This is a genomic window from uncultured Roseobacter sp. (genome assembly GCF_947501835.1).
Taxonomy (GTDB): domain Bacteria; phylum Pseudomonadota; class Alphaproteobacteria; order Rhodobacterales; family Rhodobacteraceae; genus Roseobacter.
The window spans coordinates 415,013-439,214 of sequence record NZ_CANMXR010000003.1 but is presented as its reverse complement, the minus strand read 5'-3'; the positions used below and the strand labels follow the sequence as shown (position 1 = coordinate 439,214).

Annotated in this window: 31 protein-coding genes; 14 read left to right on the top strand and 17 right to left on the bottom strand. The window is 57.5% G+C overall.

From position 1 onward, the window contains the following. Window positions 1-124 precede the first annotated feature (124 nt). Window positions 125-1,930, bottom strand: a complete 1,806-nt coding sequence (locus tag Q1A20_RS08975) for a class I poly(R)-hydroxyalkanoic acid synthase (protein WP_299403045.1) — start codon at window positions 1,928-1,930, stop codon at window positions 125-127. A gap of 108 nt (window positions 1,931-2,038) precedes the next feature. On the opposite strand from Q1A20_RS08975, the gene phaZ reads away from it, so the two are divergent. After that, window positions 2,039-3,319 (top strand): polyhydroxyalkanoate depolymerase, encoded by a 1,281-nt coding sequence (phaZ, locus tag Q1A20_RS08970; RefSeq protein WP_299403042.1) that lies wholly within the window; start codon window positions 2,039-2,041, stop codon window positions 3,317-3,319. A 9-nt stretch (window positions 3,320-3,328) separates the two neighbouring features. Here the strand turns inward: phaZ and Q1A20_RS08965 are convergent, their stop codons facing one another. The 6 genes from Q1A20_RS08965 to Q1A20_RS08940 form a co-directional block, all read right to left on the bottom strand. Then, window positions 3,329-4,039 carry an alpha/beta fold hydrolase gene (locus Q1A20_RS08965; protein WP_299916774.1) on the bottom strand — a complete coding sequence of 237 codons (711 nt, stop codon included), beginning with the start codon at window positions 4,037-4,039 and terminating at the stop codon, window positions 3,329-3,331. 128 nt (window positions 4,040-4,167) lie between these two features. Further along, window positions 4,168-4,974, bottom strand: a complete 807-nt coding sequence (locus tag Q1A20_RS08960; protein WP_299916773.1) for an ABC transporter substrate-binding protein — start codon at window positions 4,972-4,974, stop codon at window positions 4,168-4,170. Further along, window positions 4,971-6,065: a transporter substrate-binding domain-containing protein gene (locus tag Q1A20_RS08955; protein WP_299916772.1), complete on the bottom strand. Its 1,095-nt coding sequence runs from the start codon at window positions 6,063-6,065 to the stop codon at window positions 4,971-4,973. Before Q1A20_RS08955 ends, Q1A20_RS08960 begins: the two co-directional genes overlap by 4 nt. Before the next feature lie 108 nt (window positions 6,066-6,173). After that, window positions 6,174-6,794 carry a hypothetical protein gene (locus tag Q1A20_RS08950; protein WP_299632243.1) on the bottom strand — a complete coding sequence of 207 codons (621 nt, stop codon included), beginning with the start codon at window positions 6,792-6,794 and terminating at the stop codon, window positions 6,174-6,176. 17 nt (window positions 6,795-6,811) lie between these two features. Then, complete coding sequence (locus tag Q1A20_RS08945) at window positions 6,812-7,246, bottom strand: VOC family protein (protein WP_299916771.1); 435 nt, start codon at window positions 7,244-7,246, stop codon at window positions 6,812-6,814. Between the two features lie 9 nt (window positions 7,247-7,255). Continuing rightward, entirely contained in the window at window positions 7,256-8,008 is a 753-nt protein-coding gene (locus Q1A20_RS08940) for an alpha/beta hydrolase (RefSeq protein ID WP_299916770.1), read from the bottom strand. Between the two features lie 118 nt (window positions 8,009-8,126). Here Q1A20_RS08940 and Q1A20_RS08935 point away from each other — a divergent pair, with 118 nt between their 5' ends. After that, window positions 8,127-8,885: an SRPBCC domain-containing protein gene (locus tag Q1A20_RS08935; RefSeq protein ID WP_299916769.1), complete on the top strand. Its 759-nt coding sequence runs from the start codon at window positions 8,127-8,129 to the stop codon at window positions 8,883-8,885. 3 nt (window positions 8,886-8,888) lie between these two features. After that, complete coding sequence (locus Q1A20_RS08930; protein ID WP_298973589.1) at window positions 8,889-9,302, top strand: MAPEG family protein; 414 nt, start codon at window positions 8,889-8,891, stop codon at window positions 9,300-9,302. 22 nt (window positions 9,303-9,324) lie between these two features. Here the strand turns inward: Q1A20_RS08930 and Q1A20_RS08925 are convergent, their stop codons facing one another. Next, a complete protein-coding gene (locus tag Q1A20_RS08925; RefSeq protein WP_298973592.1) occupies window positions 9,325-9,570 on the bottom strand; it encodes a hypothetical protein in 246 nt (81 codons plus the stop codon). Between the two features lie 193 nt (window positions 9,571-9,763). Between Q1A20_RS08925 and thrS the strand changes: the two genes are divergently transcribed. The 5 genes from thrS (at window position 9,764) to Q1A20_RS08900 (ending at window position 14,482) form a co-directional block, all read left to right on the top strand. Continuing rightward, window positions 9,764-11,722 (top strand): threonine--tRNA ligase, encoded by a 1,959-nt coding sequence (gene thrS, locus Q1A20_RS08920; RefSeq protein ID WP_299403022.1) that lies wholly within the window; start codon window positions 9,764-9,766, stop codon window positions 11,720-11,722. Window positions 11,723-11,927: 205 nt separating this feature from the next. Continuing rightward, window positions 11,928-12,230 (top strand): DUF2282 domain-containing protein, encoded by a 303-nt coding sequence (locus Q1A20_RS08915; protein WP_299403020.1) that lies wholly within the window; start codon window positions 11,928-11,930, stop codon window positions 12,228-12,230. A 96-nt stretch (window positions 12,231-12,326) separates the two neighbouring features. Continuing rightward, entirely contained in the window at window positions 12,327-13,181 is an 855-nt protein-coding gene (locus tag Q1A20_RS08910; protein ID WP_299916768.1) for a DUF692 domain-containing protein, read from the top strand. After that, on the top strand, window positions 13,178-13,933 hold the full coding sequence (locus Q1A20_RS08905) for a DNA-binding domain-containing protein (protein ID WP_299916767.1): 756 nt from the start codon (window positions 13,178-13,180) through the stop codon (window positions 13,931-13,933). The genes Q1A20_RS08910 and Q1A20_RS08905 overlap by 4 nt, the downstream gene beginning before the upstream one ends. After that, window positions 13,934-14,482: a DoxX family protein gene (locus Q1A20_RS08900; RefSeq protein WP_299916766.1), complete on the top strand. Its 549-nt coding sequence runs from the start codon at window positions 13,934-13,936 to the stop codon at window positions 14,480-14,482. Between the two features lie 2 nt (window positions 14,483-14,484). Here the strand turns inward: Q1A20_RS08900 and Q1A20_RS08895 are convergent, their stop codons facing one another. Further along, window positions 14,485-14,802, bottom strand: a complete 318-nt coding sequence (locus Q1A20_RS08895) for an arsenate reductase family protein (RefSeq protein ID WP_299403009.1) — start codon at window positions 14,800-14,802, stop codon at window positions 14,485-14,487. Window positions 14,803-14,986: 184 nt separating this feature from the next. Here Q1A20_RS08895 and Q1A20_RS08890 point away from each other — a divergent pair, with 184 nt between their 5' ends. Beyond that, complete coding sequence (locus Q1A20_RS08890; RefSeq protein ID WP_195820234.1) at window positions 14,987-15,193, top strand: cold-shock protein; 207 nt, start codon at window positions 14,987-14,989, stop codon at window positions 15,191-15,193. Between the two features lie 181 nt (window positions 15,194-15,374). On the opposite strand, the gene Q1A20_RS08885 is transcribed toward Q1A20_RS08890, so the two are convergent. From Q1A20_RS08885 to thyX, 5 genes are all read right to left on the bottom strand, one after another. Further along, window positions 15,375-15,665 carry a hypothetical protein gene (locus tag Q1A20_RS08885; protein WP_299738003.1) on the bottom strand — a complete coding sequence of 97 codons (291 nt, stop codon included), beginning with the start codon at window positions 15,663-15,665 and terminating at the stop codon, window positions 15,375-15,377. 57 nt (window positions 15,666-15,722) lie between these two features. Further along, window positions 15,723-16,907 (bottom strand): cytochrome P450, encoded by a 1,185-nt coding sequence (locus Q1A20_RS08880; RefSeq protein ID WP_299916765.1) that lies wholly within the window; start codon window positions 16,905-16,907, stop codon window positions 15,723-15,725. Between the two features lie 50 nt (window positions 16,908-16,957). Continuing rightward, window positions 16,958-17,281: a TraR/DksA C4-type zinc finger protein gene (locus Q1A20_RS08875; RefSeq protein WP_299916764.1), complete on the bottom strand. Its 324-nt coding sequence runs from the start codon at window positions 17,279-17,281 to the stop codon at window positions 16,958-16,960. A 204-nt stretch (window positions 17,282-17,485) separates the two neighbouring features. Next, on the bottom strand, window positions 17,486-18,148 hold the full coding sequence (locus tag Q1A20_RS08870; protein ID WP_299916763.1) for a hypothetical protein: 663 nt from the start codon (window positions 18,146-18,148) through the stop codon (window positions 17,486-17,488). Then, complete coding sequence (thyX, locus tag Q1A20_RS08865) at window positions 18,141-19,049, bottom strand: FAD-dependent thymidylate synthase (RefSeq protein ID WP_299916762.1); 909 nt, start codon at window positions 19,047-19,049, stop codon at window positions 18,141-18,143. The genes Q1A20_RS08870 and thyX overlap by 8 nt, the downstream gene beginning before the upstream one ends. Before the next feature lie 185 nt (window positions 19,050-19,234). On the opposite strand from thyX, the gene Q1A20_RS08860 reads away from it, so the two are divergent. The 3 genes from Q1A20_RS08860 to Q1A20_RS08850 are packed head-to-tail and all read left to right on the top strand — an operon-like array spanning window position 19,235 to window position 21,091. Beyond that, window positions 19,235-19,663, top strand: coding sequence for a VOC family protein (locus Q1A20_RS08860; protein ID WP_298973622.1), 429 nt, complete (start codon window positions 19,235-19,237; stop codon window positions 19,661-19,663). Then, the gene (locus Q1A20_RS08855) at window positions 19,660-20,373 is read left to right on the top strand and encodes a DUF1194 domain-containing protein (protein WP_299916789.1); all 714 of its coding nucleotides are present in this window, start codon (window positions 19,660-19,662) and stop codon (window positions 20,371-20,373) included. The genes Q1A20_RS08860 and Q1A20_RS08855 overlap by 4 nt, the downstream gene beginning before the upstream one ends. A gap of 1 nt (window position 20,374) precedes the next feature. Then, complete coding sequence (locus tag Q1A20_RS08850; RefSeq protein WP_299403250.1) at window positions 20,375-21,091, top strand: DUF1194 domain-containing protein; 717 nt, start codon at window positions 20,375-20,377, stop codon at window positions 21,089-21,091. Here the strand turns inward: Q1A20_RS08850 and Q1A20_RS08845 are convergent. From Q1A20_RS08845 to Q1A20_RS08835, 3 genes are all read right to left on the bottom strand, one after another. After that, entirely contained in the window at window positions 21,085-21,597 is a 513-nt protein-coding gene (locus Q1A20_RS08845) for a winged helix DNA-binding protein (RefSeq protein WP_298973629.1), read from the bottom strand. The two genes, Q1A20_RS08850 and Q1A20_RS08845, sit on opposite strands and share 7 nt — an antisense overlap. A 94-nt stretch (window positions 21,598-21,691) precedes the next feature. Further along, complete coding sequence (locus Q1A20_RS08840; protein WP_299402990.1) at window positions 21,692-21,958, bottom strand: succinate dehydrogenase assembly factor 2; 267 nt, start codon at window positions 21,956-21,958, stop codon at window positions 21,692-21,694. Further along, the gene (locus Q1A20_RS08835) at window positions 21,942-22,349 is read right to left on the bottom strand and encodes a helix-turn-helix domain-containing protein (protein ID WP_298973633.1); all 408 of its coding nucleotides are present in this window, start codon (window positions 22,347-22,349) and stop codon (window positions 21,942-21,944) included. The genes Q1A20_RS08840 and Q1A20_RS08835 overlap by 17 nt, the downstream gene beginning before the upstream one ends. Window positions 22,350-22,437: 88 nt before the next feature. Here Q1A20_RS08835 and Q1A20_RS08830 point away from each other — a divergent pair, with 88 nt between their 5' ends. Both Q1A20_RS08830 and Q1A20_RS08825 read left to right on the top strand, forming a co-directional pair. Then, a complete protein-coding gene (locus tag Q1A20_RS08830) occupies window positions 22,438-23,640 on the top strand; it encodes a pyridoxal phosphate-dependent aminotransferase (protein WP_299402987.1) in 1,203 nt (400 codons plus the stop codon). Window positions 23,641-23,653: 13 nt separating this feature from the next. Next, window positions 23,654-24,061 carry a hypothetical protein gene (locus Q1A20_RS08825; RefSeq protein ID WP_298973638.1) on the top strand — a complete coding sequence of 136 codons (408 nt, stop codon included), beginning with the start codon at window positions 23,654-23,656 and terminating at the stop codon, window positions 24,059-24,061. The last annotated feature ends 141 nt before the right edge of the window (window positions 24,062-24,202 follow it).

The following is a 24,202-nucleotide window of genomic DNA, read 5'->3' as shown; positions in this document are numbered from 1 at the left end:
GTCGCTTTCCGGATCATCCCGGCTTTCTGCGTCTGGAAAAGGATATACATGCTGCAGTGCGGCATTTCAAGTATTTTTTCTGCACCGCAGCATAAAAATTTTAGACCATAAATTCAATATGAAATCAAAGGGTTGCCTTCTTGGCCACATATGTTCCGGGCGCATCACAGAGGACGGGGTGGCTCGAATCTCCCGGAATACGTGCGGGAATCATCTTTCCGGAACGCTTTTTCAACCAGCTTTCCCAGCGCGGCCACCACGAGCCTTCGGTGAAATCCGCATCTTCCAGCCAATCGGAATAATCCAGCGATAAATCCGGATTTGTATAGTGGCCGTATTTTTTGCGGGTCGGCGGATTGACGATGCCGGCGATATGCCCCGATTGGGTGACGATGAATGTTTTGTCCTTGGCACCCATTTGCTGGACCCCGCGATAACTGTCCTTCCAGGCAGCGATGTGATCTGTCTCGCAGGCGATCGCGCAGAGTGGGATGTCGACATCTTCCAGTGTCAGCTTATGGCCCATCAGATCAAACCCGCCCTGCGCCAGTTCGTTCCGTTGGCAAAGGCCCCGCAGGTATTGCATCGCCATCTTGCCCGGCAGGTTCGCCCCATCCCCATTCCAATACAGCAGATCGAACGCCGGGGGTGTTTCGCCCATCATGTAACTCTTGATCGCGGGACCGTAGATCAAATCATTCGAGCGGAGAAAGGAGAAGGTGCGCGCCATGATCACCGATGGCAGCACGCCTTTATCGGCGATCTCTTCTTCGATCCCGTCAATAAAATCATTGGTCAGGAAGGGTGCAAATTCGCCCTGATCCGAAAAATCTGTCAGCGCGGTAAAGAGCGTCGCGGATTTCACCGATTTGTCGCCACGCTGCTTGAGCAAAGACAGGGTCAGCGACAATGTGGTGCCCGCGATACAGTAGCCGACCGCGTTGACCTGCTTTTCGCCCGTGATTTGCTTGATCTCTGAAATCGCGGTCAGATAGCCGTCTTCGACGTAGTCTTCCATCCCGATGTCGCGATAGGTCGGGTCCGGGTTGATCCAGGAGACCATAAAGACGGTGTAGCCCTGATCGGTCAGCCATTTGACAAGAGAGTTCTGCGCTTTCAGGTCCAGAATGTAGAATTTGTTGATCCATGGCGGGAAGATCACCAGCGGGGTTTTATGCACCTCTTCGGTCGTGGCCTCATATTGAATGAGCTCCATCATCCGGTTGCGATAAACCACCTTGCCCGGCGTTGTGGCGATGTTGCGACCGAGCTCAAAGGCCGTTTCATCCGCGAGCTTTACGACCAGCTCGCCCTTGTTCGCCTCAAGGTCATGGATCAGGTTCTCCAGCCCATGCACGAGGCTTTGCCCTTCGGTCTCAAGCGCTTTTTCCAGCGCATCCGGATTTGTGGCCAGAAAATTGGTCGGGGACATCAGATCGACGATCTGACGCGCAAAATAGGTCAGCCGCTTCTTTTCCTCAGGATCGAGATCGCTGACATCATCAACTGCGGTGTTCAAGGCATCCGCGTTGATCAGGTATTGTTTCTTCACGTAGTTGAAATAGGGGTGCGTATCCCAGAGCGGATTGGCAAAGCGCCGATCCTTTGGGCCCGGATCTTCGGGGGCTGACAATTTGCCCTTCGCCAGTTCTTGCTGCGCCTGCACAAACTGCTTCATCGTGTCCGCCCAATAGGACATCTGATGCTCGAATACTTTCGCGGGATTGTTCACCGCTTCCGCCCAATACGCCTGCGCTGCGCGCCCAAAAAGCTCTTGATTCGGGCCATCCAAAGCCGGGTGATGCGTCTGACGATTGGTCAGAACCCGTTGCAATCTCTCTGACAGTTCCTCAACTTTCTTGAGATTTTCCGTCATTCTCTCAAGCGTTTCTCCCGAGGGGATCACCTCACTGTCAGTTCCTGTTGTCATATTAACCTATCCCTCGTATGTTCGCAGTTGCAGCATTATGTCGTTGGCTTTCAGGGGGCGAAGCGACTGTGTTTACCGGTGCACCCGGATTGTTACAAGGAGACCCCTATGCGCTATATGGCCACTTATGACCTCATGGAAACCATCCGCAACACGAACCAATGGCTGGGCGCTACGGCCCTTGCCATGGGATCATACCCGGCTTTCTCGATGATTCCAAACCCCGGTTTGGCATGGATGACAGCCTGGGGTGAAGTCACGGAGCGCACGTTCCAGCGCATGATTGTAAAGCCGGACTGGAACATTCCGGCTGTGCCATCAAGCGACGGACAAGACCATGTGGTCAGCACCGAGATCGTGATGGAAAAGGATTTCGGGGACCTTCTGCATTTCATCGTGCCCGGTCGCGACCTGCCAAGCCGCAAGCTATTGCTGGTGGCACCCATGTCCGGTCACTATGCCACCCTGCTGCGCTCCACCGTGATCAGCATGTTGCCCGACGCGGATGTCTACATCACCGACTGGCACAATGCGCGCGACATTCCGGTCAGCGCCGGCAAGTTCGATATTGAGGATTACACGCTCTATCTGGTGGATTTCATGCGGGAGCTTGGGCCGGACACCCATGTGATTGCCGTGTGCCAGCCCGCCCCGCTGACCCTGGCCGCCACCGCCTATCTGGCCGAAGAAGACCCCAAAGCGCAGCCCCGTAGCCTGACCCTCATCGGCGGCCCGATCGATCCGAATGCAACGCCGACCGATGTGACCGACTTTGGCCACCGGGTAACGATGGGTCAGCTCGAGGAGTTGATGATCCAGCGCGTTGGTTTCAAATACCCCGGCGTCGGGCGCATGGTATACCCTGGGCTGTTGCAGTTGAATTCCTTCATCTCGATGAACGCCGAAAAGCACAGCAAGGCGTTTGCCGATCAGATCGGTCGTGTCACACGCGGCGAAGCAGCCGATCACGACAAGCACAACCGGTTCTATGATGAATATCTCGCGGTGATGGATATGACCGCCGAATTCTACCTCAGCACGGTGGAGCGCATCTTCAAGAACGGGGAGATTGCCAAGAACGAATTCGTCGTGAAGGGCAAGAAAGTGGATATCGGCAAGATCACAACCGTCGCGGTCAAAACGGTTGAGGGCTCAAAGGACGACATCTCGGCCCCTGGACAGTGCATTGCAGCATTGGACCTGTGCACCGGCCTGCCGGACAACAAAAAGGCAAGCCACGTGGAAGAGGGCGCGGGCCACTACGGTATTTTTGCGGGCAAGAGCTGGCGCAAAAACATCCGCCCACTGGTGCTGGACTTCATTGACGCCAACAGCGGCAAGCCCGCCAAAAAACCCCGCAAAGCTGCAAACAAAAACGCAGCGGCCTGATCCGCGCGACTATCTGAGCACCAGCGGCAGCCCCATCCAGTCCCGCAGGGCCTGGGTGGTCTCGGAAGGTTGTTCCAAGGTCGGCAGATGCCCCGCATGCTCCATGATCCGCAGTGTCGCATAGGGGATCAGTTCCGACATGAATTCATGCCGTTTCACCGGGCATAATGCATCGTGCCGCCCGCATAGCACAAGCGTGGGGACCTTGCATTTTCGCAATGTGCTTTGTTGATCACGCCTGCGCTGCAGCGCGCGTGACTGACGGACAAACACCTCCGCCCCCAGGGTTTCGGCCATATCCATCACCAGATTGAGGACATCCTGTTGATGTGCACCGGGTGCAAGATAGTTCGGCTTCATCTCCTCACGCATCACATCCAGCATGCGACCGGTGCGCGCGGCGACGATCTGAGGTTCGCGCGCCGCTGCGATTTGCGGGGTTTCGGCGAGGGGATTGGTATCCATCAGGGCAATACGCGTTACCCTATCCGGCGCCCGGCGCAAAATCTCCATCGCCACGATGCCGCCCATGCTCAGACCCGCGAGGGCAAACCGGGTTGGCAACTGGTCAAGCAAGGACGAGGCAATCTCTTCAATCCGTTCGCCTTGCGTGATCGGCGCGACCATCACCGCCAGATCCGCGGACAGTTCTGCGATTTGGGGCCCGAACAGCCGCGCATCGCACATCATTCCGGGCAGGAGCACCAAAGGCTCAGCCATGCCGAAGCCTCCTGCCAGAGTGGCGCTGCGTGCTGCTCATGAAATGCCCCGTGATCCGCGATCTTGAAGGCAGTCTTACCCGCTATGCGCGCAATCGCAAGGCTGAGGCGCGGCGCTTTCGGCAAAACTCAGCCTTTGAGCCGCTCCCAATAGATCGCAATGTGACGGGACAGGATTTCGGCGTAGGCGCCTGTCTGTTTCAGTTTCGCCAACCCCGCGTTGAACCGATACATCAGGGCGGTGCCGCGCCAATGGGTGTTTGAGATCACCACATGCAACGATTGGGTGGCGAGAGGGCGGGTTAAAGGCACCACCTTCTCCGTCAGCCCCGCCGCAAACATGTGCTGGACGCCCTGGAATTCGTTGACGGCAACGGCATCTACCCTGCCCGCCATCAAAAGGTCGAAACACGCCCCAAGCGTCTCAGGCCGTCGTACCTTTAGGGCGTCATTCGGTAGCCACTGGGCTTCAAATCCGTTCGGATCATGGGTGAGCGAACCGGAAGGCCGACACAGGGTGCGCCCCGCAAGATCCGCATTCTGGTCGAACTCAAATTCATCTTCCGCTCGTACGAAGAGCAGAATAACCACGTCGATCACGGGCTCCGAATAATGAAAATCGGTGCATCTGGCATCATCCGCGGCGGTGACTTCGCACCCGGGCTGACCCCATGGAAACGCCATATCGTAGGCCTTTGACTTGATCAGATGCGGTTGGGAGGACCAGTTGCCCTGCCAGGTGATGGAGTGCGGCTCCGGCGCCGGGCTTGCCGCCAATGCCGCTGACACCAACTCTGTGAAAATACCTTGTTCCGGCCAGTTTGCCGCGGTGAACGGGGCATTGTCCGGCCTGGTGAGGAGGCTGATGTCTGCCTGCGCCGAAAACGCCACCATGGTCGCAGCCAAGATACATGGGACGGGTCGAAGCCGGATCATAAACCTGCCCAAACCGCGCTCAAATGACGGTCAAGGATGTCTTGGAACCCACCGTCACGCTTGAGTTTTCGCAGCCCGTCGTTGAGCGCCGCCAATATCTTTTGGCTTTGCGGATGCTGCTTGGACACGACGGCATGAAGCGTCACAATACCAAGCGGAGTGTTTCGCAGCGGCGTAACACGATCTGTCAGGCCCAGCGTTGCAACCGCGTTTCGCCCGGTAAATTCATTCACCACCACGGCATCGACATCCCCGCGCACCAGGAGATCGAAGCAGCCTGAAACCGTCGGCGCGCGGACCAATTCAATCAAACCATTTCGCAACCATCCCCGCCCCTCAGCATCCAGCATGAAAACCATCCGGCCCGCGGGTCGGCAGAGTTTTTTGCCATGGATGTCCTCAGTGTTCGCTAGGGGAACCGGCTTGTCTGCGTCCACGAACATCACCATCAACATCTCGAACATGGGGTCGGAAAATGCGTAAGCCTGACAGATGGGCGCGCCAGACAGGTCGTCGCAATCCGGTTTTGGCCACGGGTAGGACACATCCATAAGGTCGCCCGTTAGCAGCGGTTCAAGGTGTGATGCCCAATCGTTGATGCGGAAAGTCTTGACCGTTCTGCTCGTCAGACCCCGTTGCAATGCTTGGTCCATCACTTCGGCCAGCATCCCACCCTGCGGCAGACGGTGGTCCGAAAACGGGGCCTGATCGTCGCCAGTGACCACCCGCAAAGGCGTCGAACGCACCGGCGGAACGCTTGGCTGCGAGAAATTGGTTTTGGCGGGAACCGCATCCAGTTTTAGCCGTTCGCCGGACACCGCGCTGCGGGGGGACATGCCCTTGGACAAACCGTTGATGCACGCGAGCTCCAACCGTGTGCCCACGAGAATTTTGTCGGGATCTTCACCAATCACACTGCGATTCACAGTATGGATTGCCGTCCATTTACCCGCATCTTTGTAGAGGCGATTGGCGATGAGCGAGAGGCTGTCGCCCCGCGCCACCTCGTAGTCGCCACCGCAAGCCTGAGCCATAGCATTGCCCGGGCCAAAAGCGCACAGAACCAAGATATAGAAAAACAGCCTGACCATGAATCATCACCCCCCTGATGACACAGGGGAGACATTGCGCAAATCTCGTTTTAGGTCAACGGTCAATCAATATGTTGTGGATAAGATACCAAAAATACACAATATGCTCTAGTTTTGCGGGAATTTAATGCCGCGATAAGCGGGGAAGTCCGCGTAGCGCCCCCTGCGATCTTCCAGCGATTCCGCTGGCTCGGCACCAGCGCGGAGCAACATCCCCTTGGGGGCGATATAGCTCGAAATCGTGCGCAAGGGGGTGGGTCGCCAAACCAGGTTGAACGCCGCGAGCTTGGGAAAAAACCACGCCTCGGAATAGGGCAGATGATCATGGATCCACCAGGCCAGATCACGCCAATCACGGCCTTGCGCGTATTGATCCGCAAACCAGGGAATGGCCAGCGACGTGCCTGCGATCGCCTCGGCCCCCGCGCCGCGATCCCAGATATGGCACTCGATTGGGTTATCATTCGCCGCGCAATTCAATTTATGCGCGTTGCCATATCCATTCAGTGTTGGGGACCGGTATCCGGACCTGATGGCGAGACGGCCGAAAGTTTCCTCCAACGGATCAAGCAGTTCTGTGCAGAGCATGCGCCCATTCTCAAGCGCCAGTTCCGGATCAGGTGGTACATTGGGCACGCCGTGGATGTTACTGATTTCCGAATAGAGAAAATCTCGCATGTAGAAATGCTTGGACAACCGCACGCGGCCAAGCGTCTCCAGGCTCCACATGGATTTGGGGCTGCGCATCAGTCGTCCGCGTATCCGTTCCACCGGAAAGCGCCATCGTGACGCAGCGGCGAGAACGGGTTGTGCGCGATCTCCCAAATGTGACCTTCGGGGTCGGAAAAATACCCGTGATGCCCACCCCAAAAGACGTCTTGGGCTGGTTTGAGGATTTTTGCGCCAGCCGCCTCAGCCCGGGCCAGCAGCGGTGCGACGTCTTCTTTGGCCGTTACATTATGCGCAAACGTGCTTGCCCCATACCCAAGCTGATCCGGGGACACCCCGATATCCTCGGCCAGCTTGTCCAGCGGATAAAGACCGAGCGTCTGGCCAATCAGATCATAGGCGATCACCCCGTCTGGCGAAGGCGTGCGTTGCCACCCAAGCGCGTCGTAAAATGCCGACAGGGCGTTGATATCACGTGCGCCAAGTGTAATCAGGCTGATCCGCTGGTCCATGGTCTGCTCCTATTCTGCAAGCGCCAGAATCTCTTCGATTGCCGTTTCGATGATGCCAAGACAGGGTCCATCGGAAAACCGATGATCCGCATCCTTGACCAATGTCAGGCGCATGTCCGGGCAGGTTGCGTGGTCCACAAGATGCAATGCCGTTTCGGTGCTGACGGCCGTATCTGCCGTGCCCTGCAGACAGCGGACAGGAAAGGGCAAATCGAGCGGGGATCGCAGCACCAGATGTTTGCGACCATCTTCGATCATGCGCCATGTGATCACGTAAGGTTCCATATAGTCAGACGGGATTTCGACGCGGCCATCCTCTTGCAATTGGGCGCGCTGTGCATCGCTGAAACCCGCCCAATAGCTGTCCTCGGTAAAGTCAGGCGCTGCGGCGATGGTCACCAGTCCCGTGATGCGATCCGCAAGACGTTTGGCCAGCAACAGCGCCTGCCAGCCGCCCATGGATGACCCCACCGGCAAAATCGGCCCATCGGTCAATGCCTGAATGATCTGGTAAGTGTCTTCTGCCCAATCGCCAATGCACCCCTCCTCGAAAGCCTCGGACGATTGGCCGTGACCGGAGTAATCGAACCGCAAGAATGCCCGGCCCTGCGCCCGCGCCCAGTCTTCCAAGTGTAGCGCCTTGGTTCCCTCCATGTCGGATTTCAGCCCGCCCAGAAAGATGATCCAGGGTCCGCGCCCCGGGGTCAGGTGATAGGCGAGCCTGCGGCCTTCCGGCCCGACGAAGGTGTTTGGCGTGGTCATGGATGGGTCCTTTCTGGCGCGATGATGCGCGCAAGCAGAACGAGCCTGCAATCCCCTTGCAGAATTTTTATATGTTACCGACTTGTCACGTGACTAAATACTCACTTATAAAGAATTCATGGATTCGATTTTCAAAGCTCTTGCCGATCCGGCCCGTCGCACGCTGCTTGACAGCCTGCACGTCAAGCCTGGGCAAAGCCTGCAGGATCTGCAGGTACAGCTCGATATGACGCGTTTTGGTGTGATGAAGCATCTGGGCGTGCTGGAAGAGGCAAAGCTGATCGTGACTCATAAAAAAGGCCGGTTCAAATACCACTACCTCAACGCGCTTCCGCTGCAGGAAGCGATTGATCGCTGGGTGGAGCCCCTGCTTCAGCAACCAGCGGCACGAGCGGTGCTTAATCTCAAAACCCAACTTGAAGGAACACCGAAGATGACCAAACCAGATTTCATGATGCAGACCTATATTCACTGCACCCAAGACGCGCTGTGGCATGCGCTGACGGATGCAGAGGCCAATGCCGCCTATAATTTTGTCGCAGGCAGCTGCGTGCGCGCGGGCAACAAGCTGGTTCTGAAATTTCCCGATGACAGCGTGATGCTGGTCCTGACGGAAACCAAGCTGACGCCGAAAACGCGGATTGAAAGCACGTTTGAGCCCCATTGGGCAGGCCCTGATGTGCCGCTGGAACAGTCACGCTTTGTCTACATGATCGAACCGCAGGGCGAGAATTGTATGCTCACGTTGGAGCACTACGATATCCCAGCCGGTCAGGAAGGCGTGGCTGATGGTTGGCATCGCACCCTTGCGGGGCTGAAAACATGGCTGGAGACCGGGCAATCCGTCCGCTTTTCCCATGCAGAGGCGGAGGGTTGATCCATGCCGACAGAAACACTTTCCACAGAAATGGGCATCCTGATCATGCTGTGTATTTTAGCTGCATCCTTGTGGATCCCCTACATCGTCGGCGTGAACACGGACCCCGCGCCCATCGACAATTTCACGCGGCCCGGCGACCTGACGCAGCTGCGTCCCTGGGTCCACCGCGCCTATCGGGCGCATCTCAACCTGCTGGAACAACTGCTGCCCTTTGCCATCCTGGTTCTGATCATTGATCGGCTGGGGGGTTATTCGAGCCTTACCTATTGGACGGCCATCGCCTTTTTCTGGCTGCGGATCGCACATGCGGCAGGCATGATTTCGGGCCTCGCGCGTTTGCCGTTGCGCCCGATCATTTTTACAAGTGGATGGGTGTGCTGTTTGCTGATGGCCTACGCGGCATACGTCGCCTGACAGGGCAACGCCTGCGGCGCAATTACCCGCTGACGTAGGGTGTTGCGCCGGGGCGATAAAAAATCTTTTGGTTGTGCAGGCGCCCAAGCAGCTCTTCGTTTTCGCGCTGGTCGGCTTCGATCACCGTCACCGACTGCAAATCAGCAGGGTTTTCGTCAGACAGCGCCCGCCGCATCCGGCAAAGCTCACGACCGCGCGCGCGCAGAGACTCCTCGATCAGATCGACATCGTGGATACTCAATTCAAACGTACGGTTATAGCTTGGCATCTGGTTCCCCTCGGCGATGAAACTTCTCTTGGTCTATGTCGGATTTAACACGTGAAATGTCGCAGTCAACGTATTCTTCGGTATACAGGCCAAGTGTTTTGCTTGACAGTTTACCGCGCACCCGTCATGTCGCAGGCACATATACCCGCAACCGGGCGTCTCGTAGGCGCCAAACCGACGAGGAGTGCCCAAGATGGCCCCAAAAGACAGTTCAATCTCTCTTACTTTTCCCGACGGCAATGCGCGCGACTATCCGGCTGGCGTGACCGCTGGCGATGTTGCCGCAAGCATTTCGACCTCCCTGCGCAAGAAGGCGATCAGCGCGACCGTGAACGGCGAGCACTACGATCTTGCCTGGCCGATTGAAGGCGATGCCAGCGTCGCAATCCATACCATGCAGGACGAAGAGCAGGCCAATGAGCTGGTCCGCCATGACCTCGCACATATCATGGCCCGCGCGGTGCAGGAAATCTGGCCCGATACTCAGGTCACCATTGGCCCGGTGATCAAGGACGGCTGGTACTACGACTTTGACCGCGAAGACCCGTTCACTCCCGAAGATCTCGGCCTCATCGAGAAGAAGATGAAAGAGATCATCAACAAGCGTGACCCGGTGCGTACCGAGGTCTGGGACCGGGCGCGCGCCATCAAGCACTACGAAGACGCGGGCGAGCCCTACAAAGTAGAGTTGATCGATGCCATTCCAAGCGACGAGCCATTGCGCATGTATTGGCACGGGGATTGGCAGGACCTCTGCCGTGGACCACATCTGCAGCACACCGGGCAGGTGCCGGGCGATGCCTTCAAGCTGATGTCGATTGCCGGGGCCTATTGGCGCGGCGACAGCGACCGTGCGATGCTGCAACGTATCTACGGCGTGGCCTTCACCGGCAAGGAAAAGCTGCGCGCGCATCTCAACATGCTGGAAGAAGCCGCCAAGCGCGATCACCGCAAGCTCGGCCGCGAGATGAACCTCTTTCACATGCAGGAAGAGGCCCCCGGGCAGGTCTTTTGGCACCCCAATGGCTGGTCCATCTACACCACCCTGCAGGACTACATGCGCCGCAAACAGCGCGCCGCGGGCTACCAAGAGGTCAACACCCCGCAGGTCGTCGACCGCAAACTCTGGGAAGCCTCCGGCCACTGGGACAAATACCAGGAGCATATGTTCATCGTCGAGGTGGACGAAGAACACGCGCGCGAAAAGGCCATCAATGCCCTGAAGCCGATGAACTGCCCCTGCCACGTGCAAATCTTCAATCAGGGTCTCAAGTCTTACCGCGATCTGCCCCTGCGTCTTGCGGAATTCGGGTCGTGTAACCGCTATGAGCCTTCGGGCGCGCTGCATGGTATTATGCGGGTGCGCGGGTTTACACAGGACGATGGGCACATTTTCTGCCGCGAAGATCAGATCGAGGCGGAGTGCGCAGATTTCATCAACTACCTCTCCTCCGTCTATAAGGATCTGGGCTTCGACAGCTTCGAGATCATGTTTGCGACCCGGCCCGAAAAGCGCGTTGGCTCAGAGGAAAGCTGGGATCACGTCGAATCCGCACTTGAGAACGCGATCAAGGCCACTGGCCACCCCTACACCCTGGACGCGGGCGAAGGCGCGTTTTACGGGCCCAAGCTCGATTTCAAACTGACCGACGCGATTGGCCGGGAATGGCAATGCGGCACCTTCCAGGTGGATCCCAACCTGCCTGAACGGCTGGGGGCGACCTTCATCGGCGAAGATGGCGCCAAGCACAGGCCTTACATGCTGCACCGCGCCTGTCTGGGCTCCTTTGAGCGGTTCATCGGCATACTGATCGAAAACTCGGCTGGTAAGCTGCCGTTCTGGCTGGCGCCACGCCAGGTTGTCGTTGCATCGATCATCTCTGACGCCGACGACTATGTACAGGAGGTGGTCGAGACGCTGCGCGCGGCCGGCGTGCGGGCCGAAGCCGACATCCGCAACGAAAAGATCAACTATAAGGTGCGCGAGCATTCCGTGGGCAAAGTGCCGGTCATACTGGCCGTCGGTGCCCGCGAGGTTGAGGAACGCACGGTCACTGTCCGACGTCTGGGTGAAAAGCAGACACAGGTTCAACCCCTTGATGAGGTTGCCGCCGCGCTCTCCACGGACGCAACACCGCCCGACCAGTTGTAACAAACTCCGGCCCCGGAGCGGCAAAAGACCGTTTCCGGGGCCGGTTTTGTAACATTTCAGGTGCTTGAAGTGCGATTTTCCGCGTCCGAGATAATTTCCACTGACAGCTCTGTGACACACAGGCTCGTGAGTGGTATATTAACGCCTAAAAACATACCTATACTGCATCAACGACCGCAATGGTCCGCAACAAGGGAATGAATTCATGTCCAACACAATGAAAACCGTAGCGATCGCAGGCGCAGTTGCAGCAGCCATGGCAGCGCAGGTGACAACCGCTCAGGCTGCCGCAAAAGAAAAGTGTTTCGGCATCTCGCTGGCGGGCGCGAATGATTGCGCTGCTGGCCCGGGCACAACCTGTGCCGGTACATCGACAGTGGATTATCAGGGCAACGCCTGGACGCTGGTAGACGCAGGCACATGCGCAGAGATCGAACTGCCCGCGATGGCAGACGGCACCGAGCGCAAGGGTTCGCTGGAAGAACTGGACCGCGATCTACCAGCCTAAGCCGGTTCGCTAAAGACGAGGTCAGGCGGTGATCTGCCGGCTGACCCTCACACCAAACGATGCCCTAGGACACATGAAGTTAGTTGGTGGGTCACGATGTTAGACAACTCCCCTCGCGCGCCCAACCTGCCAAACGCCCCCGGTGTCGGCTATAAACCTCAGCATTTTACGGACTTACGCGCCGATCCAGACCCCGTGCGGTGGATCGAGGTCCATGCTGAGAACTATATGGGTGACGGCGGGCGCCCTCTTGCGCAACTGCGTGCGCTGACGGATCAGTTTGCCCTTTCTGTGCACGGTGTCGGCCTGAGCATTGGTGGCGAAGCACCGCTTGACCGTGACCACCTCGCCCGTCTGAAAACGCTTGTCGGTTGGTCCAATCCAGCCAGTTTTTCGGAACATCTGGCGTGGTCCACACATGGTGCAGAATTCCTGAATGACCTGCTTCCCCTGCCCTATACATCCGAAACGCTGCAGCGGGTGGCTGATCACATCGATCAGGTGCAAACAACGCTCGGACGGCAGATGCTGCTGGAAAATCCGTCCAGCTATCTATGCTTTGCCGAAAGCACATGGTCCGAAACCGACTTTCTGGCTGAGTTGGTGCATCGCACAGGCTGCGGTCTGCTGCTTGATATAAACAACGTTTTCATATCTGCCACCAACCTTGGGCTGTCTGCTGAAAGCTACATCGAGGCTTTCCCGCTGCATGCGGTTGGCGAGATCCACGTGGGCGGCCATGATGAAGATTCCGACGATCACGGCTCCCCTCTGCTGATCGACAGCCATGGCAAACCCGTTGTAGACCCGGTGTGGTCCCTTCTGGCGTTCACGCTCGCGAAAACCGGTCCCAGGCCCGTGCTTGTCGAGTGGGACAATGACGTCCCCGACTGGCCGGTATTGCGCGCAGAGGCCGAACGCGCGGCACTGGCGCTCGCCCCGGTACAATGAGCGTTTCACAGGCCACATTTCGCGGCGCTTTGCTGGACGCGGAAAAAGCCGTGCCCGAAGGTCTCCTCGACGGCTCCGACACCCCAGCAGGCGCCAGATTCTCCGTATACCGAAACAACGTGGTGGTGTCTCTGACCGAGGCCCTGCGCACGGCGTTTCCGTTGATTTACAAGCTCCTGGGTGCGCAGACCTTTGACCGGTTGGCAGCGATCTATGTGCGCCAGCACCCGCCATCGTCACCACTGATGATGCACTACGGACAAGATCTGCCGGAATTTCTGCAAAGCTTTCAACCGCTTTCGCACATCGGGTATTTGCAGGACTGTGCCCGTTTGGACATTGCAATGCGCCGTTCTTATCACGCGAGGGACGCCGCGCCGATTGACCCCAGCGTTTTCCAAACGGATTCCGAAGAGCTGATATCGCTGCAGTTGGCGCTTGCGCCCGCAACCATTGTGCTGCGCTCTGACTGGCCCCTGCATGACATCTGGCGGCTGAATTTTGAGCCAAATGCACCAAAACCACGGGCAACGGCCCAGGACGTCCTGATCACCCGACCGGAATTTGACCCCGCGCCCCATGCATTGCAGCCGGGGGGGGCAGCATGGCTTCAGCACCTGCAAAACGGCATGGCATTTGGGTCGGCGCATGAAGCAACGATCACCGCCGCGCCCTCATTTGATCTCTCGGCAGCGCTGTCGCAGGCGCTGCAAACCGGTGCCCTCACAGAATTCAAGACAAAGGACAGCTAAATGATCTCCGCCTACACTTCAGTCACCGAACGCCTCTCGCGCGCAGACTGGCTCTTGCCGACGCTTGCGCGCCTTGTCTTCGCGGGTACTTTGCTGATGTATTTCTGGGTCTCCGGGCTGACCAAATTGGGGGAAGGCTTTGTCGGGCTCTTTCAGCCCTCTGTCGGTGCCTACGCGCAGATTTTCCCAAAGGCGATGGAAGCGGTGACATATGACACCTCACAACTGTCCCTCTACCATTGGGCGATTGTGGTTGCGGGCACCTGGGCGGAATTCATTCTGCCGGCACTCATCGTTCTGGGGCTGCTGACACGGCTCTCCGCGCTTGGCATGATCGGGTTCATCATCGTGCAATCCTTGACGGATTTGATTGGTCACGGCGGGTTTGAGCACAAGGAAACTTTTGGCGCGTGGTTTGATCGCTTTCCCGACAGCGTGATCCTGGACCAACGCAGCTTCTGGATTTTCGTATTGCTGGTTCTGGTGATCAAAGGGGCCGGGCCTGTGTCGCTTGACAATGCACTGCGCGGCCGCAGCACCCAAACCTGATCTCACTGGACGCCAAGCGCCTGCTGTGTCGCTGGCGTCCACCCCAAATGCATGCCGCTCTCAGTGACAATCAGGGGGCGCTTCATCAGTGTTGGATGTGCCTTGAGCAATTCAGCAGGTGGCTTTTCGCGCTCGGTCGCATCCAATCCGCGCCAGGTGGTTGATCTGGTATTCATCAACGCCTCTCCGAACTGTTCCAGTGCCGCCTGCAAGACAGCCTCCGGCACGCCATCGGCCCGCACATCAATGAATTCCGCCTCCGGCAAGGTTTTCAGCGCCTTCCTGCAGGTGTCACAGGTCTTCAATCCATAAAATCGCATAATTTGCCCACAACTTGGGGTTTTCGGCGCGAAAATCGCAACCTTTGCACCCGTTTTCCTTGATTTTTACATGTGAAGGTCAATCTCTTAAAGGGTGTTCAATGCAATTTTTGTGTTGGGTGCGTGAACAAGCCGCGTCGGAAGAGCTGACGCGGTCTCAAATACAAAAGGAGGCACGGGACTGATGCCAAACGGCACCGTGAAATGGTTTAACACGACTAAAGGTTACGGATTTATTGCGCCGGAAGGTGGTGGCTCAGATGTGTTTGTGCACATCTCAGCAGTCGAACGATCCGGCCTGACCGGACTTGCCGATGATCAGAAGGTCAGCTTTGAACTTTCTGAAGGACGCGACGGACGGCAGATGGCCAGCGATCTGAAACTACTTTAACGCCCCAGGAAACCCCAAAAGACCAGAAACGCGGGCGATCGCCGATCGGCCGCATGAAGACACTGAGCTGCGTATTTGTTTTGGGTATGTGCACAAACAGGCCGCGTCAGGTGATCGTATCTGCTCCTGCCAGCCGGTGATCACACAGGGTTTTCCATCTCCGCATCTCAGAGCAGCTTAATCAGGCCGGGTCGTGTGGCGCGAAATCTATCCAATGCTCGCCCATGGCCACAATGCACGATGTGCCGGAGGCGTAGCGCACCACCATCGTCCAATCTCCACGATCGTCCGTCCAGACTTCCATCACCTGTTCCCGCCCACGCAGGCCGCTGGCCTGACGCTCGCTCCCGTATTGCTGGGCAAGCCGGGAAAGCATCTCGTCTGACGGCGCGCAAATGACCTCACCAATCGGTGTTGTCGCGCCAACCATGGACGCCGAAGACAGAAAAACGACTGCTAACCATTTCAACATGCTCAATCGTAACAGTTTTATGACGTCCTGTGGATAACAAAATGCGCCCAAGTGCGACTATCTGGCGATTTCGGCGCAAAGCGCGGCATATCCCCGGAACCGGATACGTCCCCCATGAATGCGCGCAGTGATCGCATAGTCCGGAAAACGTTTCAAAAATCGCTGAAGCGCGATGCGGCCTTCCATGCGCGCAAGCGTCAGGCCGACGCAAACATGTGGCCCACCCGCAAAAGCCAAATGCCGGTTTGGATGACGGGAGATCTCAAATCGTGTCGGGGCATTAAACGCTTTCGGATCCCGATTGGCGGCCCCGATGCACAGATGCAGGTTAGCCCCCGGTGGGATCGCATAGCCACCCAACGACACCTCAACCGTCGTCTGCCGGTTCCCGAACTGATTGGGCGACCGAAAGCGCAGGATTTCCTCCACCGCCCGGTCGATGAGGTCGGGATTGCGCACCAGCAGGTCGCGCTGTTGAGGGTGATCGCAAAGCAGCGCCATACCATTACCGATCAGGTTCGTGGTCGTTTCATGCCCTGCGTTCAGTATAAAGATGCAATTCTGGATCAGCTCGATTTCAGACAGTTGCCCGCCGTCATCGCCCTCGATCAACCGGGTCAGCACATCGGTTTCCGGGTCGCCGGGATGCGCGCGTCTGCGGGCGATCAGGTCCTGCAGATACTCTTTGAATTCGGAAACGGCCTGATGTCCGCGCGCGAGCTGTGCATCCGTCAGGGTCGGTTCCAAGGCGCCAAGAATGGCAAGGGACCAGTCCCGCAAGGCCGCGCGTTCTGACATCGGCACGTCCAGCAGGTTGCCAATCACCTGAATGGGGATCGAGGCCGCAAAATCTCCGATCAGGTCAGGCTGATCCGGCATCTGATCCAAAAGCTCATCAACGGTCGCGATCAGTCCCGGTTCCATGCGTTTCAGGGCCTTGGGCGTGAGCGCCGAAGTCATGATCCGCCGGACACGGGTGTGCAGCGGCGGGTCGTTGAAAACAAGACTGGCGGTATGGTGTTCAAAGAGCGGGGACCCTTCGCCGAATTTCGGCGCAAAGGCAGCCTTTTTGTCAGAAATATAGCGGGTGACGTCTCGGTAAATCGATGACAGATCCGCATGGCGGGCGAGCAGAAAGGACCCATCGGGCTGCGGGCAGACGGGCGTCTCGCGCAGCCATTGATCGTAGTAGGGAAAGGGGGTCTCCGGGAAGTCCGGCGGCGGGTCTGCGAGGTTGAACATGGGCGAAGTGTGCGGGATCGGGCGGCCTTGTCAAATGCCAAGCAGCTTTGCTAACCGCGCGTGCAATCGAGACAGCGGGCGATGGCGGGGTCAGCTTGGAGCCGTGCGGGCGCAATCTCCTCTCCGCAATCGGTGCAAAAACCGTATTCGCCTTCGTCGAGGCGCTGGAGGGAGGCGGCGATCTTCTGACGCTCCGCCTGCCGACGTCTCGCCTGGGCCTGCGCCATAGCCTGATTCTGCAACGCATCCATGCGGGAAAGCCGCCCCACCGCCTGCTGATCGAGCGTAACGGTTTTCTGACCATCAAGGCCTGCGGCATCCTCTGCGTCGAGGGCTTTCAGGCGGTTGGTGAGCGCGGTGCGTGGATCGGTCATTGGGTGAGTTTAGTCGGATTGGTCGATGGCTCAAAGGTGCTTCGTCAAGCGACCAGATAGTGTATCGGTCCGTTCCCGATGGGTCAGTGGGTGTGATGTGTTGCGGTTGCAACTGGCGCGCCCGAACCGAGGGCCAGGAAGCGAAGCGCCCGCCCCGTGGGGCGGTTCGGACGCTGCCCGCCTTTGGCGGGCAAAGTCGATGTTTTACAACGGCAGGTCTTCGGGCAGTGCAGAACGATAAAGGAAGAGCAGAAAATCATTGCCCTTGCTCGTGAGAAGGAAGCCTTCGTCATGCGACACAATTAATTCGTGGTTCAAAAGGTATTGAACAAATTCCTCGATCGATCTCTCTGAATGAACGGGCTCAGAGGTTTTTAAGTTCTCGAAAAAGCTACTGGCATCTACCAAACTGATGAAAGAACCTCTCTCGCGCATTAGCTTAAGAAACCTAATTTGAGAACCAAATATCAATCGGTAGATAATTAGAAAGTTGACATCTAGCCTTGCTCGCGAAAGCTCCGTCACCAAAACGTCGATCCGATCCTGCTCTTCGAATTGTTCCAAGTTTTTGTGCAACTCAACTTCTAGATCTGCCATGGCGTCTGTACGCTCCATACCTGGCAAGCTTTTCAGTTCCTCCAAAGCGCTTGGCAGTTTTTGAGTTTTCTGTTTGTTTGAAATCGAACTGAATTCTGCTCCCGATAGTGAGACTTTTGTCATTCTTGCAAATAACTGCTTCAGTTCGTCCCGAAAAACTCTGGCGATTACGATTGCGGCTATTGGCCACGATATTGCAGCGAGAAGGCCGATTAATTCGGACCAAAAGGGCAATAACTCAAGCACATAAAACCTGATATTGTCAGTCATCGATCACAGACTGAAACTCCCGCCACTCCCCCTTGGACATCCCAGAAGTCTCCTGCGTGACCTCCTCACCTTTCAGCATCCGCTTCACGCAGTCCAGTGCCTTGCCGGACATCGTCGCGCCGCCCAGACGGTAGTCTTCGAACGCCCCATAGGCCGCGGGCACCCAGTCGGCGACCATGGCGCAAATCGCATCGGCATAAACGCGGATTTCGTATTGGGCGTGGGCATCGGCGCGCAGGCGCAGGAAGTGGAAGAGGTTGTGCAGGTCCACTTTCCAGTACCATTGGGTATAGACATTGGCGGGCAGGTTCATGCGTGCAAGCTCACGCGCCAGACCGTCCTGTCCCTCCTGTGAGATCATGGTTTCGTAGTTGTCATAGCAGCGGTTGCTGTCGGCTTTTAGGATTTCAAGGACGCGCGCGGCCTCATCGCCTTCCAGCACGCCACCGCGCCCCTGATTGTTCACCACCGATTGCGCGTTGATATGTTCCGGCGCGGGGATGTAGAATTCGCGGTCGAGGATTGAGTAGCGGGCGGAGTATTCGTTGACGTTGGCGGTGCGGTGGCGGATCCACTGACGGGCGACGAAAACGGGCAGTTTCACGTGCAGTTTGATCTCGCACATCTCGAAGGGGGTGGAGTGCCAGTGGCGCATCAGATAGCGGATCAGGCCTTCGTCGTTCTGAACGGATTTAGTGCCCTTGCCGTAAGAGACACGAGCGGCCTGGCAGATGGCAGCATCATCGCCCATGTAGTCGATGACACGGACAAAGCCGTGATCAAGCACGGGCTGCGCCTTGTAGAGATGCTGTTCCATGCCGGGGCTGACCGCGCGCAGTGTTGGTGTGGGTATGCTGCGTTGTTCGTCGATTTCGGCCTGTTGTTCAGGGCTCAGCGGCATGGGCGTGGTCCTTTTCGGGTGTGAGTCGGGGATGACTATATCTGGGCAAAGCGCATGGCGGAACAGCTATATGCTGTATTCCGGAAATGTTCTGATGCTACATCACAACTGTCTGATGGTGCTGGCATCTGGGGCGGGGCATGTTAGATTTGCCCGGAGCGTAACCTGAAAACTGGAGGGGCGAGATGAGCCTGAAGTACCTGCACACGATGGTCCGGGTCAAAGACCTTGATGCATCGATCGCGTTTTACAAGTTGCTGGGCCTGGAAGAGACCCGGCGGATGGACAGCGAGGGCGGTCGTTTTACGCTGGTCTTTCTTGCACCGCCCGGCCAGGAGGAGTGTCCTGTTGAGCTGACATATAACTGGGATGGCGACGAGGGGTTGCCGAGTGACAGCCGTCATTTTGGGCATCTGGCCTACCGCGTCGGCAATATCTACGACGTGTGTCAGCACCTGATGGACAATGGCGTGACGATCAACAGACCGCCGCGTGATGGCCATATGGCCTTTGTAAGATCGCCCGACAACGTCTCAATTGAGCTGTTGCAAGAGGGTGACCATCTGGCACCGGCAGAGCCTTGGGCCAGCATGGAAAACACCGGGCATTGGTGATCCGTGCCGGCATCGTCGGGCTGACGCTCTTTGCCAGCGGGGCGGGGGCGGCTGAGTGCCGCCTGGCCCTGGTGTTGGCGTTGGACGTGTCCAGTTCGGTTGATGATGCCGAGGATAGGCTACAGCGGGGTGGGCTTGTGTCCGCCCTGACGGCACCGGAAGTAAGTGCTGCATTTTTTGCGACGGATCAGCCGGTTGCTCTCGCGGTATTTGAGTGGTCGGGGCGGTATAATCAGGAGATCCTGCTGGATTGGACGCTGATAGAGGGACCCGCAGAACTGATCGGCGCCGCGGAAGCGATTGCCGCCAGCAAAAGAAGTCACAACGATTTTCCGACGGCGATGGGGTATGCTTTGGGGTATGGGGCGGGTCTGCTGCAACGCGCGCCCCAATGTCTGTACAAAACTTTGGATATGGCAGGTGATGGCCAGAACAATGAAGGTTTCGGACCTGCCGCAGCTTATGCCGAGTTCCCATTCGAAGGTGTCACGGTGAACGGGCTTGTGGTGAACGGCGCGGACTACGAGGCGGAGACCGGCTTGATTGCATTCTACAAGGGTCAGGTGCTGCATGGGCCAGGTGCATTTATCGAAATCGCGCAAGGATTCGAAGACTACGAGCGCGCGATGCGCCGCAAACTTGAACGGGAGCTGACACCGCCCGTGATCGGAATGGATGGTGCGCGCCCTGAACTGCGACCAAAGGGGTGAGATGATGCGCAGTCTGCTAACCAGCCTGCTGGTCACATGCGCTCTCGCCCAATCGACAGCGGCAAATTGCAGACAGGCCCTCGCGTTGGGGCTTGATGTGTCCGGTTCGGTGGATCTTCGGGAGTACAGGCTGCAGTTGGACGGACTGGTGACAGCTTTGAATCACCCGGACGTTGTAAGTGCTTTGCTGGCATCGCCCGATGCGCCCGTGGCATTGATGGTGTTCGAGTGGAGCGGACCTGCCGATCAATCGATTCTCGTCCCTTGGACGTCCATTTCTGATGCGCAAACTCTGGCGATTGTCAGTGAAACCCTGGCTGGCACACAAAGACGCAACGCGACACCTGGAACGGCTTTGGGTGTGGCGATGACTCTAGGCGCGCAGTATCTTGATCAACAAAAAGATTGCTGGAAACGGACGCTCGATATCTCAGGAGATGGACAATCGAATCTGGGCCCGCGTCCGCGAGACGTGAAACAGGCCATCGGCGCACGTGGGATAACGATCAATGCGCTGGTCATCGGCGCGGATGCTCCGGCAACAGGCGATCGCCGACAATCCGAAATTGGAGAGCTCTCCTCATACTTCCGCGCCGAGGTCATCACAGGCCCGAAGGCGTTTGTGCAGACAGCTCTTGGTTTTGAGGCCTACGCAGAAGCCATGACCGCCAAGTTGAAAAAAGAACTCGACGGCCTGGCTGTCAGTGCGCTTCAGTAGATGTAGCGGATCTGGTCGGACCAGTAACGCTCCATGCGCTTCAGCGACCGGGTGATGTCATCGATCCCATCAGGCCCCAGGACACCTTTGGCCTCGAGCCCATCCGCGTGGCGGGAGAACAACTCTGACACCACTTCTCGGATTTTCTGACCTTTTTCCGTCAGCTTGACACGCACGGACCGGCGATCGATTTCACAACGCTGATGATGCATGTACCCCATATCCACCAGCTTTTTCAGATTGTAGCTGACGTTGCTGCCCTGGTAGTAGCCTCGGCTCTTCAGTTCACCCGCGGTGACCTCGTTGTCGCCAATGTTGAACAGCAAAAGGGCCTGGACCGCGTTGATCTCCAGAACGCCAACTCTTTCGAATTCGTCCTTGATCACATCCAGCAACAAGCGGTGCAAACGCTCCACCAGCGAGAGTGCCTCAAGGTAGTTGACCATGAAGCCCTGCGTGCGGCTCATTGCAGAGGTTTCTGAAGGGATTTGATCTTGAATGCTCATCTACGCGCTCCGACTCGTTCTAATTTGGTCAGAATTTGCGTGGGAAAAGCCAATAATTCGTTAAAAGCGCGAAAAGAAGCCGTTCGCTGCGTTTTCAGGCCGAGGTTTTGGGCAACTGCTCGACAATGCGACCGATCAGATCAGCGTAGGTATCGGGCGGCGTGATCTGCCCGCTAACCCATTGATATAAATCGTGATCATTCTCACTGAGCATTGCGTCATAGAGGCTGAGACCTGCGTCGTCCATCGTATCGAGATTGGCTTCGGCGAAACGCTGCAGGATCAGATCCATCTCCTTGATCCCGCGCCGCATCGACCGCATTTTCAGCCGCTTGACGCGGTGATCATGCGGCTCTTTCATGCGCTTCTTCTTTCAATGCCGTCCGCAATTTCTTCTCCAGACGGCCCATTTGTTCCACGCGGGCGATCATATCTGTCCTCAGATCGCGCAGCTCGTTCAAAATGTCATTCGCTGATGTCGGCAAGGTCGCTTCTTCAAGAGGGGCGTCCAGCCCTTCCCCCTGCCCGTTGATCAACCACATCATGGAAACGTTCAACAATCCAGCCATCATCGACAGACGGTTGGCGCGCGGCTCGCTTAAGTCATCCTCCCAGGCGCGCAATGTGCTGATGCGCACGCCCAGGCGCCGCGCCAGTTGAGACTGTGACATGTCCGCCATTTCACGCGCCGCTGCGACCCGGTCGCCGAATGTTGCGGTCTCGGGGCCATACCAATCTTGTGTCTCGTGCATGCTGTGATCTCCTTTGCGATGATCGCGCTTGAATGGCGGCGGGACGCCCCCTATGAGTCGGCCTTAGTCCTATCAAACGGAGGCCAGAATGGAATTCCTGTCTACGACACTTGCCCGCGTCAAACCGTCTCCCACAATTGCGGTGACGACGAAAGCCGCAGAGCTCAAGGCCGCGGGACGTGACGTTATTGGTCTCGGTGCCGGGGAACCGGATTTTGACACTCCCCAGAACATCAAAGATGCTGCCGTTGCTGCAATTGCCTCTGGGAAAACAAAATACACCGCTGTCGATGGAATTCCAGAGCTTAAAAAAGCGATCTGCGAAAAACTGCAACGCGACAACGATCTGACCTACACCCCCTCACAGGTCAGTGTGGGCACAGGTGGTAAACAAATCCTTTACAACGCCCTGATGGCCACGCTGAATGAAGGGGACGAGGTGGTGATCCCCGCGCCCTATTGGGTGAGCTATCCCGACATGGTGCTGCTGGCGGGGGGCACGCCCGTGATTGCCGAGGCCTCGTTGCAGACGGGCTTCAAGTTGACAGCGGATCAACTCGAAGCGGCGATCACCGACAAGACCAAGTGGCTGATCTTCAACTCGCCCTCCAATCCGACGGGTGCCGGGTACACATGGGACGAGTTGAAACAGCTGACCGATGTGCTGATGCGCCACCCGCATGTCTGGGTGATGACCGACGACATGTATGAGCACCTGGTCTATGACGATTTCAAATTCTGCACCCCGGCGCAGGTAGAACCGCAGCTTTATGACCGGACACTGACTGTCAACGGGGTCTCAAAGGCCTACGCGATGACCGGCTGGCGGATTGGCTATGCGGCAGGGCCCGAAGAGCTCATCAAGGCGATGCGCAAGGTGCAATCGCAAAGTACCTCGAACCCCTGCAGCATCAGTCAGTGGGCAGCCGTGGAGGCGCTGAACGGCACGCAGGAGTTCCTCGCCCCCAACAATGCGACCTTCCAAAGGCGCCGCGATCTGGTCGTCGATATGCTGAACGCCGCCGAGGGCATCCGCTGTCCGGTGCCGGACGGTGCCTTCTACGTCTATCCGTCCATCGCTGGCTGCATCGGCAAGATCTCGGCAGGCGGCACGGCCATTGCAGATGACGAAACCTTTGCCACGGCTTTGCTGGAAGAAACCGGCGTGGCGGTTGTTTTCGGGGCGGCATTCGGCCTTTCGCCGAACTTTCGGGTCAGCTACGCTACGTCAGACGAGGCCTTGAAAGAGGCGTGTGGCCGCATTCAGACATTCTGTGCGGGGTTGACGTAGCAAGGGGCACCACATGGCGGGCGAGCTGCCGGAATACTATTTTCGCGTGCGTGAGAACGGCGCTGCCGTTTTTCGCGTGGACACCGAAAACCGTCAGCGCCGGATCGAGATGGATCAGATTGCGGTGGTGAATATTCGCAATGGTGAGATCAAACCCCAGGGCAATCGCCAGCTGTCGGAGAACGATCTCGGGGTCATTCGGGATTGGATGTCAGAACGCAAAGCGCTTCTTGCGACACGCGACATGGATGACATCCACCGCGCCATCGACCACCTGAACCTTACGACACAGTGGGCGCAGTCGCGTGCGACAACCGCACAGTTGGAAGATGTGACCGACGACCTGCTGCTCGCCATGCATGATTTGCGCTCGGTTCTGGTGCGCAAGAAAGCGGACCGCCTGATGAAGGAAGACACATGACGGGTCAGCCGCCCTTTTAGTAAGGCTGTGCCAGCTTCGCGCCCCATCTTGACGGTAGAAAGAGCGCTTCCTGCCCCTGTGATGCCCTGAAATAAGCGAAACCATCCTAATTTCTGCTGGGCGATCTTGGCAAAAACGCGC

Bases quoted from the DNA above. Each gene is read 5' to 3' on its own strand.
- Q1A20_RS08830 (WP_299402987.1), top strand. From the start codon at position 22,438: ATGGAATTCCTGTCTACGACACTTGCCCGCGTCAAACCGTCTCCCACA.
- phaZ (WP_299403042.1), top strand. From the start codon at position 2,039: ATGCGCTATATGGCCACTTATGACCTCATGGAAACCATCCGCAACACG.
- Q1A20_RS08975 (WP_299403045.1), bottom strand. From the start codon at position 1,930: ATGACAACAGGAACTGACAGTGAGGTGATCCCCTCGGGAGAAACGCTT.
- Q1A20_RS08875 (WP_299916764.1), bottom strand. From the start codon at position 17,281: ATGACCGATCCACGCACCGCGCTCACCAACCGCCTGAAAGCCCTCGAC.
- Q1A20_RS08880 (WP_299916765.1), bottom strand. From the start codon at position 16,907: ATGTTCAACCTCGCAGACCCGCCGCCGGACTTCCCGGAGACCCCCTTT.
- thyX (WP_299916762.1), bottom strand. From the start codon at position 19,049: ATGCCGCTGAGCCCTGAACAACAGGCCGAAATCGACGAACAACGCAGC.
- Q1A20_RS08935 (WP_299916769.1), top strand. From the start codon at position 8,127: ATGGATTCGATTTTCAAAGCTCTTGCCGATCCGGCCCGTCGCACGCTG.
- Q1A20_RS08910 (WP_299916768.1), top strand. From the start codon at position 12,327: ATGTTAGACAACTCCCCTCGCGCGCCCAACCTGCCAAACGCCCCCGGT.
- Q1A20_RS08825 (WP_298973638.1), top strand. From the start codon at position 23,654: ATGGCGGGCGAGCTGCCGGAATACTATTTTCGCGTGCGTGAGAACGGC.
- Q1A20_RS08945 (WP_299916771.1), bottom strand. From the start codon at position 7,246: ATGGACCAGCGGATCAGCCTGATTACACTTGGCGCACGTGATATCAAC.
- Q1A20_RS08955 (WP_299916772.1), bottom strand. From the start codon at position 6,065: ATGGTCAGGCTGTTTTTCTATATCTTGGTTCTGTGCGCTTTTGGCCCG.
- Q1A20_RS08930 (WP_298973589.1), top strand. From the start codon at position 8,889: ATGCCGACAGAAACACTTTCCACAGAAATGGGCATCCTGATCATGCTG.
- Q1A20_RS08870 (WP_299916763.1), bottom strand. From the start codon at position 18,148: ATGACTGACAATATCAGGTTTTATGTGCTTGAGTTATTGCCCTTTTGG.
- Q1A20_RS08895 (WP_299403009.1), bottom strand. From the start codon at position 14,802: ATGCGATTTTATGGATTGAAGACCTGTGACACCTGCAGGAAGGCGCTG.
- Q1A20_RS08915 (WP_299403020.1), top strand. From the start codon at position 11,928: ATGTCCAACACAATGAAAACCGTAGCGATCGCAGGCGCAGTTGCAGCA.
- Q1A20_RS08950 (WP_299632243.1), bottom strand. From the start codon at position 6,794: ATGTGGAGCCTGGAGACGCTTGGCCGCGTGCGGTTGTCCAAGCATTTC.
- Q1A20_RS08845 (WP_298973629.1), bottom strand. From the start codon at position 21,597: ATGAGCATTCAAGATCAAATCCCTTCAGAAACCTCTGCAATGAGCCGC.
- Q1A20_RS08885 (WP_299738003.1), bottom strand. From the start codon at position 15,665: ATGTTGAAATGGTTAGCAGTCGTTTTTCTGTCTTCGGCGTCCATGGTT.
- Q1A20_RS08960 (WP_299916773.1), bottom strand. From the start codon at position 4,974: ATGATCCGGCTTCGACCCGTCCCATGTATCTTGGCTGCGACCATGGTG.
- Q1A20_RS08860 (WP_298973622.1), top strand. From the start codon at position 19,235: ATGAGCCTGAAGTACCTGCACACGATGGTCCGGGTCAAAGACCTTGAT.
- thrS (WP_299403022.1), top strand. From the start codon at position 9,764: ATGGCCCCAAAAGACAGTTCAATCTCTCTTACTTTTCCCGACGGCAAT.
- Q1A20_RS08940 (WP_299916770.1), bottom strand. From the start codon at position 8,008: ATGACCACGCCAAACACCTTCGTCGGGCCGGAAGGCCGCAGGCTCGCC.
- Q1A20_RS08890 (WP_195820234.1), top strand. From the start codon at position 14,987: ATGCCAAACGGCACCGTGAAATGGTTTAACACGACTAAAGGTTACGGA.
- Q1A20_RS08905 (WP_299916767.1), top strand. From the start codon at position 13,178: ATGAGCGTTTCACAGGCCACATTTCGCGGCGCTTTGCTGGACGCGGAA.
- Q1A20_RS08925 (WP_298973592.1), bottom strand. From the start codon at position 9,570: ATGCCAAGCTATAACCGTACGTTTGAATTGAGTATCCACGATGTCGAT.
- Q1A20_RS08965 (WP_299916774.1), bottom strand. From the start codon at position 4,039: ATGGCTGAGCCTTTGGTGCTCCTGCCCGGAATGATGTGCGATGCGCGG.
- Q1A20_RS08840 (WP_299402990.1), bottom strand. From the start codon at position 21,958: ATGAAAGAGCCGCATGATCACCGCGTCAAGCGGCTGAAAATGCGGTCG.
- Q1A20_RS08835 (WP_298973633.1), bottom strand. From the start codon at position 22,349: ATGCACGAGACACAAGATTGGTATGGCCCCGAGACCGCAACATTCGGC.
- Q1A20_RS08850 (WP_299403250.1), top strand. From the start codon at position 20,375: ATGATGCGCAGTCTGCTAACCAGCCTGCTGGTCACATGCGCTCTCGCC.
- Q1A20_RS08900 (WP_299916766.1), top strand. From the start codon at position 13,934: ATGATCTCCGCCTACACTTCAGTCACCGAACGCCTCTCGCGCGCAGAC.